Source organism: Saccharopolyspora sp. NPDC049357, assembly GCF_040677225.1.
Taxonomy (GTDB): Bacteria; Actinomycetota; Actinomycetes; order Mycobacteriales; family Pseudonocardiaceae; genus Saccharopolyspora.
Genome location: NZ_JBFAQJ010000010.1, coordinates 135,348 through 152,181 on the forward strand (window position 1 = coordinate 135,348; position 16,834 = coordinate 152,181).

14 protein-coding genes and 1 tRNA gene are annotated in these 16,834 nt (G+C 69.1%); 9 read left to right on the forward strand and 6 right to left on the reverse strand.

The genetic code is table 11. From position 1 onward, the window contains the following. Positions 1-6: 6 nt before the first annotated feature. Entirely contained in the window at positions 7-1,194 is a 1,188-nt protein-coding gene (coaE, locus tag AB0J91_RS11420; RefSeq protein ID WP_363866805.1) for a dephospho-CoA kinase, read from the reverse strand. Between the two features lie 178 nt (positions 1,195-1,372). Continuing rightward, complete coding sequence (gene rpsA / locus AB0J91_RS11425) at positions 1,373-2,887, reverse strand: 30S ribosomal protein S1 (RefSeq protein ID WP_363866808.1); 1,515 nt, start codon at positions 2,885-2,887, stop codon at positions 1,373-1,375. Between the two features lie 305 nt (positions 2,888-3,192). Here rpsA and AB0J91_RS11430 point away from each other — a divergent pair, with 305 nt between their 5' ends. The 4 genes from AB0J91_RS11430 (at position 3,193) to AB0J91_RS11445 (ending at position 7,835) form a co-directional block, all read left to right on the forward strand. Then, positions 3,193-4,050, forward strand: coding sequence for a class I SAM-dependent methyltransferase (locus tag AB0J91_RS11430; protein ID WP_363792862.1), 858 nt, complete (start codon positions 3,193-3,195; stop codon positions 4,048-4,050). Positions 4,051-4,181: 131 nt separating this feature from the next. Next, the gene (locus AB0J91_RS11435; RefSeq protein WP_363866811.1) at positions 4,182-5,114 is read left to right on the forward strand and encodes a GNAT family N-acetyltransferase; all 933 of its coding nucleotides are present in this window, start codon (positions 4,182-4,184) and stop codon (positions 5,112-5,114) included. A gap of 47 nt (positions 5,115-5,161) precedes the next feature. After that, positions 5,162-5,797, forward strand: coding sequence for an ATP-binding cassette domain-containing protein (locus AB0J91_RS11440; RefSeq protein ID WP_363866814.1), 636 nt, complete (start codon positions 5,162-5,164; stop codon positions 5,795-5,797). 16 nt (positions 5,798-5,813) lie between these two features. Further along, positions 5,814-7,835 carry a YhgE/Pip domain-containing protein gene (locus AB0J91_RS11445; RefSeq protein ID WP_363866817.1) on the forward strand — a complete coding sequence of 674 codons (2,022 nt, stop codon included), beginning with the start codon at positions 5,814-5,816 and terminating at the stop codon, positions 7,833-7,835. 60 nt (positions 7,836-7,895) lie between these two features. On the opposite strand, the gene AB0J91_RS11450 is transcribed toward AB0J91_RS11445, so the two are convergent. After that, a complete protein-coding gene (locus AB0J91_RS11450; protein WP_363866819.1) occupies positions 7,896-8,285 on the reverse strand; it encodes a VOC family protein in 390 nt (129 codons plus the stop codon). A 242-nt stretch (positions 8,286-8,527) separates the two neighbouring features. Next, a complete protein-coding gene (polA, locus tag AB0J91_RS11455; protein WP_363866822.1) occupies positions 8,528-11,221 on the reverse strand; it encodes a DNA polymerase I in 2,694 nt (897 codons plus the stop codon). Between the two features lie 88 nt (positions 11,222-11,309). Here polA and AB0J91_RS11460 point away from each other — a divergent pair, with 88 nt between their 5' ends. After that, positions 11,310-11,729, forward strand: coding sequence for a hotdog fold thioesterase (locus AB0J91_RS11460; RefSeq protein WP_363793216.1), 420 nt, complete (start codon positions 11,310-11,312; stop codon positions 11,727-11,729). An 88-nt stretch (positions 11,730-11,817) separates the two neighbouring features. On the opposite strand, the gene AB0J91_RS11465 is transcribed toward AB0J91_RS11460, so the two are convergent. After that, complete coding sequence (locus AB0J91_RS11465) at positions 11,818-12,429, reverse strand: response regulator (protein ID WP_093416966.1); 612 nt, start codon at positions 12,427-12,429, stop codon at positions 11,818-11,820. Positions 12,430-12,550: 121 nt separating this feature from the next. Beyond that, the gene (locus tag AB0J91_RS11470; RefSeq protein ID WP_363793213.1) at positions 12,551-13,855 is read right to left on the reverse strand and encodes an amino acid permease; all 1,305 of its coding nucleotides are present in this window, start codon (positions 13,853-13,855) and stop codon (positions 12,551-12,553) included. Between the two features lie 267 nt (positions 13,856-14,122). Here AB0J91_RS11470 and AB0J91_RS11475 point away from each other — a divergent pair. The 4 genes from AB0J91_RS11475 to AB0J91_RS11490 all read left to right on the forward strand — a co-directional run bounded on the left by AB0J91_RS11475 (position 14,123) and on the right by AB0J91_RS11490 (position 16,215). Further along, positions 14,123-14,198 (forward strand) — tRNA-Leu (locus AB0J91_RS11475). 615 nt (positions 14,199-14,813) lie between these two features. Further along, complete coding sequence (locus AB0J91_RS11480) at positions 14,814-15,089, forward strand: biotin/lipoyl-containing protein (protein ID WP_363866825.1); 276 nt, start codon at positions 14,814-14,816, stop codon at positions 15,087-15,089. After that, positions 15,058-15,378: a biotin carboxylase N-terminal domain-containing protein gene (locus tag AB0J91_RS11485; RefSeq protein WP_363866827.1), complete on the forward strand. Its 321-nt coding sequence runs from the start codon at positions 15,058-15,060 to the stop codon at positions 15,376-15,378. Before AB0J91_RS11480 ends, AB0J91_RS11485 begins: the two co-directional genes overlap by 32 nt. 213 nt (positions 15,379-15,591) lie before the next feature. Beyond that, positions 15,592-16,215 carry a zinc-binding dehydrogenase gene (locus AB0J91_RS11490; RefSeq protein WP_363866830.1) on the forward strand — a complete coding sequence of 208 codons (624 nt, stop codon included), beginning with the start codon at positions 15,592-15,594 and terminating at the stop codon, positions 16,213-16,215. The last annotated feature ends 619 nt before the right edge of the window (positions 16,216-16,834 follow it).

A 16,834-nucleotide genomic window follows, 5' to 3' on the forward strand; every position in this document is an offset into this window, starting at 1 on the left:
CAGGTGTCAGGGGGTCCAGTGGGTGGCGTTGGCCCAGGTCATGGCTCTGGGGAGGTTCGCGGCGAACCAGGGTTCCTTGGCCTCGGCGTAGCCCTCGTGGTCGCGGTCGCCGGCGTGGGCCTCGGCGAGCTGACGCTTCGTGGCGAGGTAGTCCTCGCGGGCCTGGGGGTCCGCTCGGAGCCAGTCGGGGAACAGCAGGGCCACCCGCCAGGCCGTGGTGCCCTCGACCCGGACGTGCAGGTTCACGTGGCGGCAGGGGTCGGCTGCGGCGTGGAAGCGCTTGGACCACTGCTCCGGATCCGGGGCGAAGTCGTGGGAGTTGTCGTGGTCGATACCGGGCACGACCGGGAAGCCCGCATCACCCAGCGGCTCGGCCAGGGCGTCGGCGTCGGCGAGGGTGCGGACGGTCAGCTGCAGGTCGATGACGTCCTTGGCGGTGATCGGCACCGAGGTGGAGCCGACGTGGTCGACGCGCACCGCGCGCTGCCCCGCCGCTCGCTCCACTCGGGCGATCAGCCGTCGAGCCTGGGCCGCCCACTCCGGGTCCCGGTCGATGAGCTTCGGTGGCATGGGCTCGGCGCGCTGCCGGAGCCGCAGGTTCTCCTCGAAGGGCACCAGGCGGTTCCGCCACAGCTCGTCGACGCTCGTCAGCAGGTCCTCGACCGCGCCCGCGTTGTCCAGCCACACGTCGGCGGCCTCGCGGCGCTGCTCGTCGGTGGCCTGCGCGGCGATGCGCGCGCGTGCGTCCTGCTCGGCGAGCCCGCGTTCGATCAGCCGCTGCACCCGGACGTCCTCATCGGCATCGACGACGATCACCAGGTGATAATGCGGAGAGTATCCCGCCTCCACGAGCAGCGGGATGTCGTGCACCAGCACCGAATCGACGGGCGCTTCGGCCATCCGCTTCGCGGTCAGCTCGGCGACCTTGGGGTGCACGATCGCGTTGAGGTCGAGCCGGGACTGGTCATCGGCGAACGCCAGGGCCGCCAGCGCCGGCCGGTCCAGCGCGCCAGACTCGTCCAGGATCGCGTCGCCGAACCGCTCGACGAGCTCCGCCAGCCCCGCGCTACGGGGTTCGACGACCTCGCGCGAGAGCGCGTCGGCGTCGATCACCACCGCGCCGAGCTCGGCGAGCCGCCGCGCCACCGTCGACTTCCCCGATCCAATGCCTCCGGTCAAACCCACCCGCAACATGCGCTACATCCTGCCAGCTGATCACCCGTCTGTGAGGGGGCAGTTTTGCCCCGAATTGACCGGGCGCAACGGGCGTTGATCATGGACGGTTCGGACCAAGACCGCCCAGACGCGAAGCGGCCCCGCATCCACCAGGGATGCGGGGCCGTCTCGGACTTCAGCCTTCAGGCGTCAGTGCTCACGCACCACCGGAGAGCTTCTCGCGGAGGGCGGCCAGCTGGGCGTCGCTCGCGAGCGAGCCGCTGTCCTGCTGCTCGTCGTTCGAAGCCGACGAGTAGTTGCCGCCACCGGTCGGAGCCGGCTGCTCCTCCTCGCCGCCACCGGCGGCCGCGGCAGCCGCGGCCTCGGCGTCGGCCTGGCGAGCCTTGGTGATCTGCGCGATGTGCTTCTCGTAGCGGGTGTGCGCCTCGGCGTACTGGCGCTCCCACTCCTCGCGAGCCGACTCGAAGCCTTCCTGCCACTCCTGGGTCTCCGGATCGAAGCCCTCGGGGTAGATGTAGTTGCCTTCGTTGTCGTACTCGGCAGCCATGCCGTACTGGGTCGGGTCGAACTCCGAGTCGGGGCTGAAGCCTTCGTTGGCCTGCTTCAGCGACAGGGAGATCCGGCGACGCTCGAGGTCGATGTCGATGACCTTGATCATCACCTCGTCGCCGACCTGGACGACCTGCTCCGGGATCTCCACGTGGCGCTCGGCCAGCTCGGAGATGTGGACCAGGCCCTCGATGCCCTCGTCGACGCGGACGAACGCACCGAACGGCACCAGCTTGGTGACCTTGCCCGGCACGATCTGGCCGATCGCGTGGGTGCGGGCGAACTGACGCCACGGGTCTTCCTGGGTGGCCTTCAGCGACAGCGAGACGCGCTCGCGGTCCATGTCGACGTCGAGGACCTCGACGGTGACTTCCTGGCCGACCTCGACAACCTCGGACGGGTGGTCGATGTGCTTCCAGGACAGCTCGGAGACGTGCACCAGACCGTCGACTCCACCGAGGTCGACGAACGCACCGAAGTTGACGATGGAGGACACGACGCCCTTGCGGACCTGGCCCTTCTGCAGCTGGTTGAGGAACTCGCTGCGGACCTCGGACTGGGTCTGCTCCAGCCAGGCGCGACGGGACAGGACCACGTTGTTGCGGTTCTTGTCCAGCTCGATGATCTTGGCTTCGAGCTCGCGGCCGACGTAGGGCTGCAGGTCGCGGACACGGCGCATCTCGACCAGGGACGCGGGCAGGAAGCCGCGCAGTCCGATGTCGAGGATGAGGCCGCCCTTGACGACCTCGATGACGGTGCCCTTGACGGGCTCGTCCTTCTCCTTGAGCTCCTCGATGGTGCCCCAGGCACGCTCGTACTGGGCGCGCTTCTTGGAGAGGATCAGTCGGCCTTCCTTGTCCTCCTTCTGGAGAACAAGCGCCTCGACGAAGTCACCAACGGTGACGACCTCGGCGGGGTCGACGTCGTGCTTGATCGACAGTTCCCGGGACGGGATGACGCCCTCGGTCTTGTAGCCGATGTCAAGCAGCACCTCGTCACGGTCGACCTTGACGATGGTGCCCTCAACAATGTCCCCATCGTTGAAGTACTTGATGGTCTGGTCGACGGCGGCGAGGAAGTCCTCCTCCGTCCCGACGTCGTTCACTGCGACCTGCGGCTTGGTGGCGGCTGCAGTCGGGACGGTGGTGGTGTCGGTGGACATCAGGTGGGTTGCTCCGGTACGGATAGGTTGGTCGCTGGTTCTACGCTTGTGCCGCGCCACGGCCGGTTTCGTCCGGTCCAGCGAATAGCCGGACCTGCGGATTCCGTTTTGCCGAGCGGCCTTCACAACCCGGTCTGAACCGGGTCGCGGAAGCCGCCGAGAAAAAGACCCACGGCGCGGGCGGTATCGTACGCGCTTTCTCGATCGCCGGGCAAACCGCGGTACCCCTGGATGGCAGGCCGGCTTCGGACGCGCGACACAATCTCTTCACGTCCACGCCCTGACCACCTCACCCGGGGGAATCCTTGACACATCCCGACGAGCCGGAAAACGCCAGCTCCCAGAATAGCTCGGCAGAGCAGTTGCTGGGGACCGTCGGTGTCCGCAAGCGCAGCGTGGACGCCGCGGAGTCGCGTTCGGCGAACCGGTTGTGGTGGGACGCCGACGCCGACGACTACCACGCCGAGCACGGGGACTTCCTCGGCGACGACGACTTCGTGTGGTGTCCGGAGGGTCTGCGCGAGGAGCACGCCGGCCTGCTCGGGGACGTGCGCGGCAAGCGGGTCCTGGAGGTCGGCTGCGGTGCGGCGTCGTGCGCGCGCTGGCTGGCCGGGCAGGGGGCCGAAGCCGTGGGCCTGGACATCTCCGCCGGGATGCTCCGGCACGGGGTCGAGGCCGCGCGGCGCAGCGGGACGCACGTGCCGCTGGTCCAGGCCAGCGCCGATCTGCTGCCCTTCGCCACCGGCAGCTTCGACCTCGCCTGCTCAGCGTTCGGCGGGGTGCCGTTCGTCGCCGACGTGGGCGCGGTGTTCCGCGAGGTGGCCCGGGTGCTGCGACCGGGCGGCAAGTGGGTGTTCGCCGTCACTCACCCGATGCGGTGGGTCTTCCCGGACGACCCGGGGCCGACGGGCCTGACCGCGACGAACTCCTACTTCGACCGCACCCCCTACCTGGAGATCGACGGCGACGGCCGCGCCACCTACGTCGAGCACCACCGCACGCTGGGCGACTTCGTGCGGGCGCTGTCGGGGGCCGGGATGCGCTTGACCGATCTGATCGAACCGGAGTGGCCCGAGGGGCACACTCAGATCTGGGGGCAGTGGAGCCCGCTTCGCGGGAGGCTGTTCCCCGGGACCGCGATCTTCGTGTGCACGCTCGACTGAGGTGTCCCGCGGCCGGCTTGCTCGGCGGTGCGGATAGCGGAACCTCAGGTGGTGGAGAAGGCTGCTTCACCGCTCGGCCGACGTCCACGCCCGCGCCAGGGAGGCGCGGGCCCTAGGTGTGAGGAGCCCCGGTGGCGACCGCGCAGGATTTGATGCAGGCCCAGTTCGCGCGGTTCGCCGCCCTGGACCCGCAGTTACCCCAGGACCAGTTCGTCCCGACCGACGCCGAGCCGGTGGCGGCGCGGACCTCCGACGGGCACGCGGTGGCCGGGTTGATCACGCACACCTCGAACCCGGAGGGCTCGGCGCGCGGGCTGTGGCAGGCCGGTGAGGCGTTCGAGCTGTTCCCGATCATCGGCGAGCATCCGCGCGCGGGGATGGATTCGCTGCTGGGCGCGTGCCGGGAATGGCTCGGCGAGCAGGACGATCCGGGGCCGAACTCCTCGGCGATGGTGGTCTGGCCGAGCCGTGACGTGCAGGCCACGCGAGCGCTGCTGGATCACGGTTTCCTGCCGTTGTCGGTGCTCGCGATTCGATCACCCACCCCGGTCACAGATACGGAACTGTCTGGTACCGTAAAAGTGCGTCGCGCCGGACCGGCCGACCTGGACGCCGTCGTCGAGCTCACCCTCACCGAGCTCGAGTACGCCGCCCTCGTCGGAACCGCCACGTACCGCCCCGATGCCGCGCAGCTGAAGCGGACCGCCGCCCGAGTGCGCCTGCACTCCGACGATCCCGTCTGGCTCGCGGAGCAGGACGGCACGCCCGTCGCGGTCGCGGAATGCGGCTGGATCGACACCGGCAAGTCCCCGCGGGCTTACCGGCTGCGCCCCGGCTCGTGGGGATACATCAACTGCGTGTCGGTGCACGAGAAGGCGCGCGGGACCGGCATCGGCAGGCAGCTGATGTCGGTGGTGCACAACGAGTTCGTGCGCCGGGGCGCCATCGGCAGCTTCCTGTACTACAACCCGCCCAACCCGCTGTCCTCGGTGTTCTGGCCCCGCCAGGGGTACCGGCCACTGTGGACGATGTGGGAGGTGCGCCCGGCCACCGCACTGCGCTGACCCCGATCCGGGGCCTGCGCGCAGGCCTACAGGATCGAGGAGAAGGCGTGGAGATCGTCGCCACCGGCGTCGAGGTCATCGGCGCGCACGGGCCACTGCTGGCCCCCACTTCGCTCCGGGTCGCCGACGGTCAGGCCCTGCTGGTCACCGGCGAAGCCGGGGCCGGCAAGACAGCGCTCGCGCTGGCCCTGTCCGGACGGCTCAAGCCCAGCAGCGGGAGCATCCGGCTGGACGGCTCGGCCGACGCGGACCGGCTGCGCCGCGCCGTCGCCGTCGTCGACGCCCCGCAGATCACCGAACCGGACGACTCCCTGCAGGTCCGCGACGTGACCGCCGAAGGTCTGGCACTGGCCCGGCGCGGTTCGACCCGCCGCAAGGTGCGCGGCTGGCTGGCCGAACGCGAACTGCCCGGCGACGTCCGGTTCGAGAACCTCACCGCGCACCAGCGCACCCGGCTGCTGATCGACCTGGCCTGCGAGTCCCGCACCACGCGCGCGCTGGTGCTGGACTGCCCCGACCGCCACGGCGACGACCCGCAGCTCTGGTACTCCCTGGCCACCGCCCGCGCCGAAGGAGGCATGGCGGTGGTCGTGCTCTGCTCCACGCACTCCGCCGACAAGCTCGGAGCGCCCGCCGTCCGCATCGGCGCGGACGACACCCAGAAGTCCACTTCGGCCGGTTGACACCTGAAGGTCCGTGATGACTACTTTCCGGCTCGCCGCAACGGAATTGCGACGACTCACCTCGGGCAAGCTGCCCAAGCTCGCGCTGCTGGCGGTCACCTTGGTGCCGCTGCTCTACGGCGCCATGTACATCTACGCCAACTGGGATCCCTACGGGAAGCTCGACTCGGTGCCCGCCGCGGTCGTCATCGACGACACCGGCGCCGAGAAGGAGGACGGCCAGCCGCTCAACGCCGGCCAGGACGTCTACGACGAGCTCCTCGACTCCGGCACGTTCTCCTGGACCCGAACCGATCTCCAGCACGCCCAAGCCGGCGTGGCCAACGGCGACTACACCTTCGCGCTGGTGGTCCCCCGGGACTTCTCCAACGCCCTGGTCTCCCCCGCCGACTTCGAGCCGCGGCAGGCCAAGCTGCAGCTGATCACCAACGACGCGAACAACTACCTGGTGGGCACCATCGCCGACAAGCTCGCCGGTGAGGTCCGCAGGGGCGTCGCGTCCAACGCGGGATCGACCGCCGCCGAGCAGTTCCTGCTGGGCTTCTCCACGGTGCACGACAAGACCGTCGAGGCCGCCAACGGCGCGGGCGAGCTCGCCGACGGCGCCGGGCAGCTGCGCGACGGGCTCGGCCAGGCCGAGCAGGGCGGCACGCAGCTCTCCGACGGCGCGCACCAGCTGCTCAGCGGGCAGCGGCAGCTCGCCTCGGGCGCCAACCGGCTGGCCGACGGCACCGGCCAGCTGCACACCGGACTGCAGCAGCTCCAGGCCTCGACCGCGCAGCTGCCGGAACAGACCGCGAAGCTGGCCGACGGCGCCGAGAAGGTCGCCCAGGGCAACGAGCAGCTCGCGCAGAAGGCCAACGTCGTCGGCAACCTCTCCCAGGGCATCGTCGACAACCTGGACCGGACCAAGGCCGAGACGGCCGCGCAGCTGCGCCAGGCTGGCGTCGACGAGGCCACCGTGCAGAAGATCGTCGCCGGTCTCGATGATCTGGGCAGTCCCGCCACCGACGCCAACACCAAGCTGCAAACTCAGGTCGGGCAGCTCAACACGCTCGCCGACGGGGCCCGCCAGGTCGCCGACGGCAACCGGGCGCTGGCCAACGCCACCCCTCAGCTGACCAGCGGCATCCAGCAGCTCACCAGCGGCGCCGGGCAGGTCGACGACGGAGCCGTGCAGCTGCGCGACGGCGAGCAGCAGGCCCTGTCGGGCACCAGCAGGCTCGCCGACGGCGCCGACCAGCTCGTCGGCGGCACCCGGCAGCTCCACGACGGCTCCGGCCAGCTCGTCGACGGTTCCAACACGCTTGCCACCGAGCTCGGCAAGGGCGCGGGCGACATCCCCAACCCCGACGACAAGACCCGGCAGGCCACCGCCAACACCATCGGCGACCCGGTCGCCGTGGACACGCAGGCGCAGGTCAAGGCCGACACCTACGGTGCCGGGCTGGCTCCGTACTTCATGGGCCTGGCGCTGTGGGTCGGCGGGTTCGTGCTCTTCCTGCTGATGCGGCCGATGTCCAACCGGGCACTGGCGGCCGGAGTCGCGCCGTGGCGCGTCGCGCTGGGCGGCTGGCTGCCGGCCGCGCTGATCGGACTCGTGCAGGCGGTGCTGCTGTTCTCCGTGGTCGTGTTCGCCATCGGAGTGCACCCCGCGCACCAGTGGCGGACGCTCGGCTTCCTGATCCTGACCTCGTTCGCGTTCACCGCGGTGGTGCACTCGCTGAACGCGGCGTTCGGCCCGAAGGGCAAGTTCATCGCCCTGGTGGTCCTGGTGCTGCAGCTGGTCACGGCGGGCGGCACGTTCCCGTGGCAGACGATCCCGGAACCCCTGCACCCGCTGCACCAGGTCCTGCCGCTGGGCTACGTGGTGACCGGGCTGCGCCACCTCATCTACGGCGGCACGGAGGGCTCGGTCGGCCAAGCCGTGGCGGTCCTGCTCTGCTACCTGGTGGCGTCCCTGCTGCTGACCACGATCGCGGCCTGGCGCCAACGCGTCTGGACACCCAGCCGCCTCAAACCCGAGCTCTCGCTCTGACCTGGACGAACGAAGGCCCCCGGATCGTTTTCCGGGGGCTTTCGGCGCGCTCGGGACGGATCACTCGTCGTCGTAGCGGGCGATCTCGATCAGGTTTCCGTCCGGGTCACGCAGGTAGAGCGAGGTGATGGGGCCTCGGGAGCCGATGCGACCGACCGGGCCCTCCTCGATGCGGACCTCGTTGTTGCGCAGGTGATCCTGGATGTCGGCCAGCGCTTGGCTGGTGACGAAGCACAGGTTCGCGGAGCCGGGGACCGGGTGGGTCGCGGTCGGTTCGACCAGCTCGGCAGCCGCGTGCAGCTTGATGGTCTGGTCGCCGAAGCGAACCGCACGCCGCTCACCGGGGAACTCCACCGGCTCCATGCCGAGCACGCCCTGGTAGAACTCGACCGCCCGATCCACATCGGCGACGGTGAGGACCAGGTGGTCGACTCGGTCGATGCTGATCATGCTCCTCCTCGGGGTCGGCGCGGTCAGCTCTTGGGGCCCTGCCCGCGCCCTGGTGACGCCCCGCCGGCCACAACGCCGCAGCGGCCGAGCCCGGCCGGAGCGTGTACCGCAGGCTATCCGCACCGGTGTTCGGTACCCGCATTCGGGCCCCACCAGCGGTGATGTTCGCCATTGCACAACATCACGCCGGAGCACATCCCCGAAACGGTGGTTCCGTGATCGAGTCGAGATCCCCTCGCCGCTCAGTGCGCGGCGGAGTCCCAGGAGCGACCCGATCCGACCGAGACCTCCAGCGGCACGTCCAGCGGGAACGCCGAGCCCATCTGCTCGCGCACCAGCTTCTCCACCACGTCCCGCTCGCCGTCGGCGACCTCGATGATCAGTTCGTCGTGCACCTGCAGCAGGGTCCGCGAGCGCAGGCCCTCGGCCTTGATGGCCCCGTGCACGCCGAGCATGGCGACCTTGATGATGTCGGCGGCGCTGCCCTGGATCGGGGCGTTGAGCGCCATCCGCTCGGCCATCTCGCGGCGCTGCCGGTTGTCGCTGAGCAGGTCGGGCAGGTAGCGGCGGCGCCCCATGATGGTGGAGGTGTAGCCGTCCTTGCGGGCCTGGTCGACGACCTCGCGCAGGTAGTCGCGGACCCGGCCGAAGCGGGCGAAGTAGGCGTCCATCTGCGCCTTGGCGTCCTCGGCGGAGATGCGCAGCTGCTGCGCCAGGCCGTAGGCCGACAGCCCGTAGGCCAGGCCGTAGGACATGGCCTTGACCCGTCGGCGCAGCTCCTGGTCGACCTCGCCGATCGGCACGTCGAACGCCTGCGAGGCGACGTAGTTGTGCAGGTCCTCGCCGGTGTTGAACGCCTCGATGAGCCCTTCGTCGCCGGAGAGGTGCGCCATGATGCGCATCTCGATCTGGCTGTAGTCGGCGGTCATCAGCTCGGCGTAGTCGCCACCGACGACGAACACCTCGCGAATCCGGCGGCCCTCTTCGGTGCGGATCGGGATGTTCTGCAGGTTCGGCTCGGTCGACGACAGCCGACCGGTGGCGGCGATCGTCTGGTTGAAGGTGGTGTGGATGCGCCCGTCGTCCGAAATCGACTTGGCCAGACCCTCCACTGTGGTCTTGAGCCGGGTGGCGTCGCGGTGTTCCAGCATGTGCTGCAGGAACGGGTGCTCGGTCTTCTCGAACAGGGTCTGCAGCGCCTCGGCATCAGTCGTGTAGCCGGTCTTGGTGCGCTTGGTCTTCGGCATGTTGAGCTCGTCGAAGAGGACCACCTGCAGCTGCTTCGGCGAGCCGAGGTTGATCTCCTTGCCGATGACCGCGTACGCATCCTGCGCGGCCTGCTTGACCCGCGCGGCGAAGCGCGCGCCCAGTTCGGCCAGCTGCTCGGCGTCCACGGCGATTCCGGCGCCTTCGAGCTCGGAGAGGACCAGCAGCAGGGGCAGTTCGAGGTCGGTGAGCAGCTTGGTGCTGTCGATGCCGGCGAGCTCGGTGTCCAGCGCGTCGGCGAGTTCGGCGACCGCGCGGGCGCGCAGCAGCTCACCCGCGGCGGCCTTCTCCTGGCTCTCCGACTCGTCCTCCAGCAGCGACAGCTGTCCGTCGTCCTCGCCGCTGTCGGCGCGCAGTTCTCGCTGCAGGTAGCGCACGACCAGGTCGGGCAGTTCGAAGGAGCGCTGGCCGGGACGCACCAGGTAGGCGGCCAGGGCGGTGTCGCTGGTGAGACCGGCGATGGTCCAGCCGCGGTCGCGGATGGCGTGCAGCGGGCCCTTGACGTCGTGGGCGGCCTTGGGCGCGTCGGCATCGGCCAGCCAGGACGCGAGCGCCTTCTCGTCCTCACTGGTCAGCGAGGTGACGTCGACGAACGCTCCTGCTCCGTCGGAGGTGGCCAGCGCGATGCCCGCCAGGTCGCCGTGGCCGCGCGCCCAGGTGCCGGTGCAGGACAGGCCGACGCGGTTGCCGCCGCGCGCGTGCTGGTCGAGCCACGCGGCGAGCGCGCCGGGCTCGATGACGCCGCCGGTGATCTCGAAGCCCTCTTCTACCTCGGGTTCGGCGCTGGCCAGCGTGGCGAACAGCCGGTCGCGCAGCACCCGGAACTCCAGGTCGTCGAACAGCCGGTGCACGGCGTCGCGATCCCACGCGCGCACCTCCAGCTCGTCCGGCACGGCATCGAGCTCGACGTCGCGCACGAGCTCGGTGAGCTGCCGGTTGAGCAGCACCGACGACAGGTGCTCGCGCAGGTTGTCGCCCGCCTTGCCCTTGACCTCGTCGACCCGGTCCACGAGACCGGCGAGCGAGCCGAACTGCTGGATCCACTTGGTGACGGTCTTCTCCCCGACCCCCGGGATCTTGGGCAGGTTGTCCGACGGGTCGCCGCGCAGCGCCGCGAAGTCGGGGTACTGCTCGGGGGTGAGGCCGTACTTGGCCTCGACGGCGTCCGGGGTGAACCGGGTCAGCTCGGAGACGCCCTTGGTCGGGTACAGCACCGTGACGTCGTCGGTGACGAGCTGGAGCGCGTCGCGGTCGCCGGTGCAGATCGCGACCTTGAAGCCGCCGCCGGTGGCCTGGGTGGTCAGCGTGGCGATGACGTCGTCGGCCTCGTAGTTGTCCTTGCTCAGCACCGGGATGTTCAGCGCGCCGAGGATGTCCTGGATGAGGCTGACCTGGCCCTTGAACTCGTCCGGGCTGGCGCTGCGGTTGGCCTTGTACTCGGTGAAGGTCTCGCTGCGGAAGGTCTTGCGGGAGACGTCGAAGGCGACCGCGAGGTGGGTGGGCTGCTCGTCGCGCAACAGGTTGATCAGCATCGAGGTGAACCCGTACACCGCGTTGGTGTGCTGCCCGGTGCCGGTTTGGAAGTTCTCCTTCGGCAGGGCGTAGAAGGCGCGGTAGGCCATCGAGTGGCCATCGATCAACAGCAGGCGTCGGTCCTCGGAATGCGTCACGGCCGCGAGTTTAGGCTGAAGCTCTGACAGCCAGTACCGCAGGCGACGGGGAGGACCAGCAGTGCCCGCTACCGACAACGGTGAGGCCGTGACCAGCGGCGACGCCGACCTGGAGGCGCTGCTGAGCGCCACCGACGAACAGCTCAGCGCCCGGATGGGCATCGAGATCGTCGAATACAGCCCCGATCGAGTGGTCGCGACGATGCCGGTGGCCGGCAACCGCCAGCCCTACGGCCTGCTGCACGGCGGCGCGAACGCGGTGCTCGCCGAGCAGGCGGGCTCCATCGCCGCGGCGCTGGGAGCCGGCGAGGGCCGCATCGCGGTCGGCCTGGAGCTGACCTGCACGCACCACCGGGCGGTCACGGAGGGCCAGGTGACCGCGGTGGCCAGCCCCCTGCACCGCGGCCGCTCGACCGCGACCTACGACATCGAGATCACCGACGAGAAGGGCCGTCGCACCTGCTCGGCGCGGCTCACCTGCATCCTGCGCGACCAGCCGCCGAAGTGATCAGGACGCGAAAGAGGCGGGGTGCCCGTGGGCACCCCGCCTCTTGTCGTCGACCAACCGCCACGCAGAACGGCTGCGGAGAACCCGCCTAGGACAGGTTCTCGAGAACCGCCTGCGCGACCGCCTTCATCGTGGTGCGGCGATCCATCGCGGTTCGCTGCAGCCAGCGGAAGGACTCGGGTTCGGAGAGGTTGTGCTTGCTCATCAGCAGGCCCTTGGCCCGCTCGATGGTCTTGCGCGCCTCGAGGCGTTCGGTGAGGTCGTTGACCTCGGCTTCCAGGGCCTGCACCTCGGTGAACCGGGACACCGCCAGCTCGATGGCCGGCACCAGATCGCGCTTGGCGAAGGGCTTGACCAGGTAGGCCATGGCCCCGGCGTCGCGCGCCCGCTCCACCAGATCGCGCTGGCTGAAGGCGGTCAGGATGACCACCGGCGCGATCCGGTCCCCAGCGATGTTGGAAGCGGCCTCGATGCCGTCCATCTTCGGCATCTTGATGTCCAGGATCACCAGATCGGGTCGAAGTTCCTCGGCGAGCCGAACGGCTTCCTGTCCGTCACCAGCCTCGCCGACGACCTGGTAGCCCTCCTCGCGGAGCATCTCCACGAGGTCAAGCCTGATCAACGCCTCGTCCTCGGCCACGAGTACGCGACGTTCGACGGGCTTGGCCTCGCGTGTGTCCTCGGCAGCCGGCGTCGTCACCGGGATCCTCCAGTAGAACTCGGGGTCCGCCAATGCGGTTTGCATCGGAAACCGCAGCTTACCGGTAGTGACTTCACGCCGAGGTTAATAGGCGGCGTGACCATTGCGACATCGTGGGCGCTCACGCCTTCGAAGGTTTCCTCCGCACGAACACCAGGTAGATCAACAGGATCGCGGCGACGCTGACCAGGCTCAGCACGAGCTGCGACCGGATGTCCGGCACGAAGACCATGGCGGCGATCACGGTGCCGATCAGCGCGAGGGTGATCCAGGTCAGGTAGGGGAAGAACCACATCTTCAGCTTCAGCGACTCGGGCGCCTCCCGCTCCAGGCGACGCCGCATCCGCAGCTGCGAGAGCGCGATCATCGCGTAGATGAACAGCGCCACGGCGCCCGCGCTGTTGATGATGAAGTAGAAGATCGTGTCCGGAGCGACGTAACTCGCCGCAACAGCGACGTAACCGACCAGTGTGGACAGCAGGATCGCCTTCCACGGCACACCACGACCGTTGAGATCGCGCACCCACCCGGGAGCGAACGAGCGCTGCTGCAACGCGAACAGCATGCGGGAAGCCGTGTAGAGACCGGAGTTGAGCACGGAGACCACCGCGGTGAACACCACGACGTCGACGACCACTTCCGCCGCGGGGAGCCCGAACCGGCTGAACGCCGCCGCGTACGGGCTGCCTTCGGTGGGGATCTGGTCCCACGGCGTGATCATCACCAGCAGCGTCACCGAGCCCACGTAGAACAGCAGCACCCGCCACACCACGGCCTTGGTCGCCTTGGCCACCGAGCGCTCCGGCTCGTCGGACTCGGCGGAGACGATGGTGACGATCTCCGTACCGAAGTAGGAGAAGATCACGATCACCACGCCGTGCAGCACGGAGAAGCCGCCGTTGGCGAAGAACCCGTCCTTGCCGATGTTGCCGACCGACATCTCGGCCCCGGGCCAGAGCCCGAAGACGAACACGGTCCCGCACACCAGGAAGATCACGATGGTGATGACCTTGATGGAGGCCAGCCAGAACTCGGTCTCGCCGAACGAGCGCACCGACACCAGGTTCGTCCCGGTCAGCACCATCATCAACACGAGCGAGATGACCCACTGGGGAACCATCGGGATCAGCGGGTTGATCAGCTCAGCCCCGGCGACGGCCTCGAAGGCGACCACGCCGACCCAGTAGTACCAGTACAGCCAGCCGAGCGTGAACCCCGCCCACTCCCCCAGCGACGTCCGCGCGTACTCCATGAAGGAGCCCAACGTGGGCGCCGCGGTGGCCATCTCACCGAGCATCCGCATGACGAGCACGACGATGAGCCCGCCGATCGCGTAGGACAGCACGGCCGCCGGCCCGACGGTCGAGATCACCGCCCCGCTGCCGATGAACAAGCTGGCCCCGATGATCCCGCCGAGCGCGATCATCTGCAGGTGCCGGTTCTTCAGACTCCGCCGCAATCCAGCGGGCGTCGGCTCCACCCGGGTTCCCTCATCGACCAACACGGCCTCCGCGCGTTCGACCCACCACACACTGCACGACCCAGCGAACCTAAACCGCCATGATCACCACCACCAGACCCCCGCGGAAAGCGATCACCCGGCCACCGCAACAACACCCTGACCAGGAGTAACCCACCGGACACCCTCCCGGAAGACCCTGATCGGCCGTCACGTATGCTGACGACAAGACCAGCCCCCGTAGCCCAACGGCAGAGGCAGCGGACTCAAAATCCGTCCAGTGTGCGTTCGAATCGCACCGGGGGCACCAGCAGTACCTCACCAGCCCGCACCGGTGGTGAACTGCGGATATCAGCGCGGATGCGGATCTGATTTCGCTTTCCACTCCTTGCCTGCGCGAGCCTCCTTTGACGCCACTGCCCTGCTCTTCAATCAGGATGAGCCCTGCTGAACGCCGAACCGGCTGAAGAGGTCGTTGCGCCCTGAGGACCGGCGACTCCGGCGCGAAGCGGTCAGCCGGAAGCACTCTCGCGCATCGAAACCGACGCCGGGCCGAGCGGCGACGTACCCACCTTCTCCCGGGGCCAACTTGGCAACTTCTCGGCTCGGGGAACCCTCGTACCGCTGCTGTACAAGCTCGCCTCACGAGACATCAAGGCGAACGCGAAACCGTAGGTGCGTGGCGCTTACGACTCAGGACGATCACCGACTTTCCGGCGAAAAATCTCTGCGGTCGCGGTCGTCTCTTTCGCCTCGGCGGCGCCGGGACCGCAGTACCGCTGGGGCTGGTCGCCCTCACCTCCATCGCGATCGCCTTGGCGGTCCACGCGACGCTCGTGCGTCGCACCGGTGGCTCCGCGGCTCCCCCTTCGCAGACGGAGTCCACCCCGCGGGGTGACGCCGACGACGTGATCAGGGCAAGCCGTTGACGCCAACCCCAGAACGAGCGGAGCTTGTACGACCTCACTACCGCCGCCCCGGCCCGGCCGCGCCGGATTACGTCGGAGCGGGCCAGTCCGTCACCGCTGAGGACACCGTCGGCCTGGTGGAGGTCATGAAGTCGTTCCACCCGGTTCTCGCCGGTCCCGCGGGCACCGTCAAGGAGGTCGTCACCGAGGGCGAATCGATGGCGGACGCGGCCAGGTCCCGATGGTCATCGACGTGGACGGATGAAGCGGCTGCTCATCGCCAATCGAGGTGAGATCGCCGTCCGCGTCATCCGCGCCGCTCGGGATCTCGGGATCGAGGCGGTCGCGGTGTGCAGCGAAGCCGATGCCGGAGCGGCGCACGCGCGGTTGGCCGACCGGGTCGTGCCTATCGGACCGGCTCCGGCGATGAAGAGCTACCTCCGCGGCGAGGCGATCATCGAGGCGGCGCGCCAGTCGGGTGCCGACGCCGTCCACCCCGGGTACGGCTTCCTCTCCGAGCGCGCCGACTTCGCGGAATTCGTCGCCGACGCCGGGCTGACGTCGGCCCGGAGGCGGCGGTGATCGAGCAGATGGGCGACAAGGTGCGCGCCCGGCAGGTGGCTGCCGCCGCCGGGGTGCCGATGGCCGAGTACATGCTGGTCGACGACCCGCACCACCTCGCCCCGCTGAACGGTCTGGATCCGGTCGCCGTGGCCCCCGCTCACCGATGCGGGCCTGACCCCGTACCACGCGATCAAGTCCTCGCTGCCCAAGCTGGTCCCCGGCTCGACCGCGGTGGTCATCGGCGTCGGCGGGCTCGGCCACCTCGCTGTCCAAATTCTGCGCGCGCTGACCGCCGCCCGCGTCATCGCCCTGGACGTCAGCGAGGACAAGCTCGCCCTGGCCCGGACCGTCGACGCCCACGAGACCGTGCTCTCCGACGAGCAGGCCACCGAGAAGGTCCGAGACCTCACCGGAGGCCACGGAGCCCAAGCCATCTTCGACTTCGTCGGCGCCCAACCCACCGTGGACACCGCCGGCGCCGTGGCCGCGCTCGAAGCCGACATCACCCTGGTCGGCATCGGAGGCGGCACCCTCGCCACCGGCTTCGGCCACCTCCCCTTCGACGCAGCAGTCCGAGCCCCCTACTGGGGAACCCGCCCGGAATTCCACGAAGTCCTCGAACTAGCCCGAGCCGGAGCCCTCTCGGTCCACACCGAGACGTACTCCCTCGACGAAGCACGCCGAGCGTACGAACGACTGCATGACGGCCACATCCAAGGCAGAGCAGTCATCGGTCGGCGCTTAACGAGTGCACGGCTCTGGCTCATGGCCGTGGAAACAAGACAGCGACCGACGCCGCACCATCCAGGAGCTCATCCGACGGATCCCCCCGCACTGGCTCAGCCTCCGCGATGACGAGCATCGAACCCTTCTGATCGGAGTCGTAGTGCTGCGCGGTGAAGCGGATACCCCCGAACCCCAAGAGCTGAGTGCCGACGGGGATCACGTCACCCGTCCCGTACTCGTCCTCCACCCGCTTCAAACCCGCCGCGTCAGACCGTGACCGCATGCTCGCCCACATGACGGACACGACGATCACGTTGCCCTCCGCATCAGCGAGCGGGATCAACCGCTGCTGCAGCCTCTTGCACGGATGCCGCAGGAAGTACTGCTGCACTTCACCGTAGGACTGCACAGCGCACTCGAGATCACGCCGAACGTCGTCCCGAACCCGCCTGAGCCCCATCCGATCCCACGCCTCGCGCTCATTCCCCTTGCGCGCAGCGTTGCGCCCGTTCCTGGTGTTCTTCGCCTGAGTCACCCGAGACCCGGCGGCAGAATCAACCGCCGTCCCCACCGAAGCGGTCGTCCCACCACCCCCGCCGCCCACCATCAGACTTGCGACCAAAGCCGTTCCCACAACCCCAGCCGACGCCTGCTTCGTCCAGCGGCCCTGAGCATCCCGGGGCTGCTTCGGGTTGTACGCCAAGAACTTCCCTCCATCGAGTCGCTACAGCGTCCCGATGCTCTTACC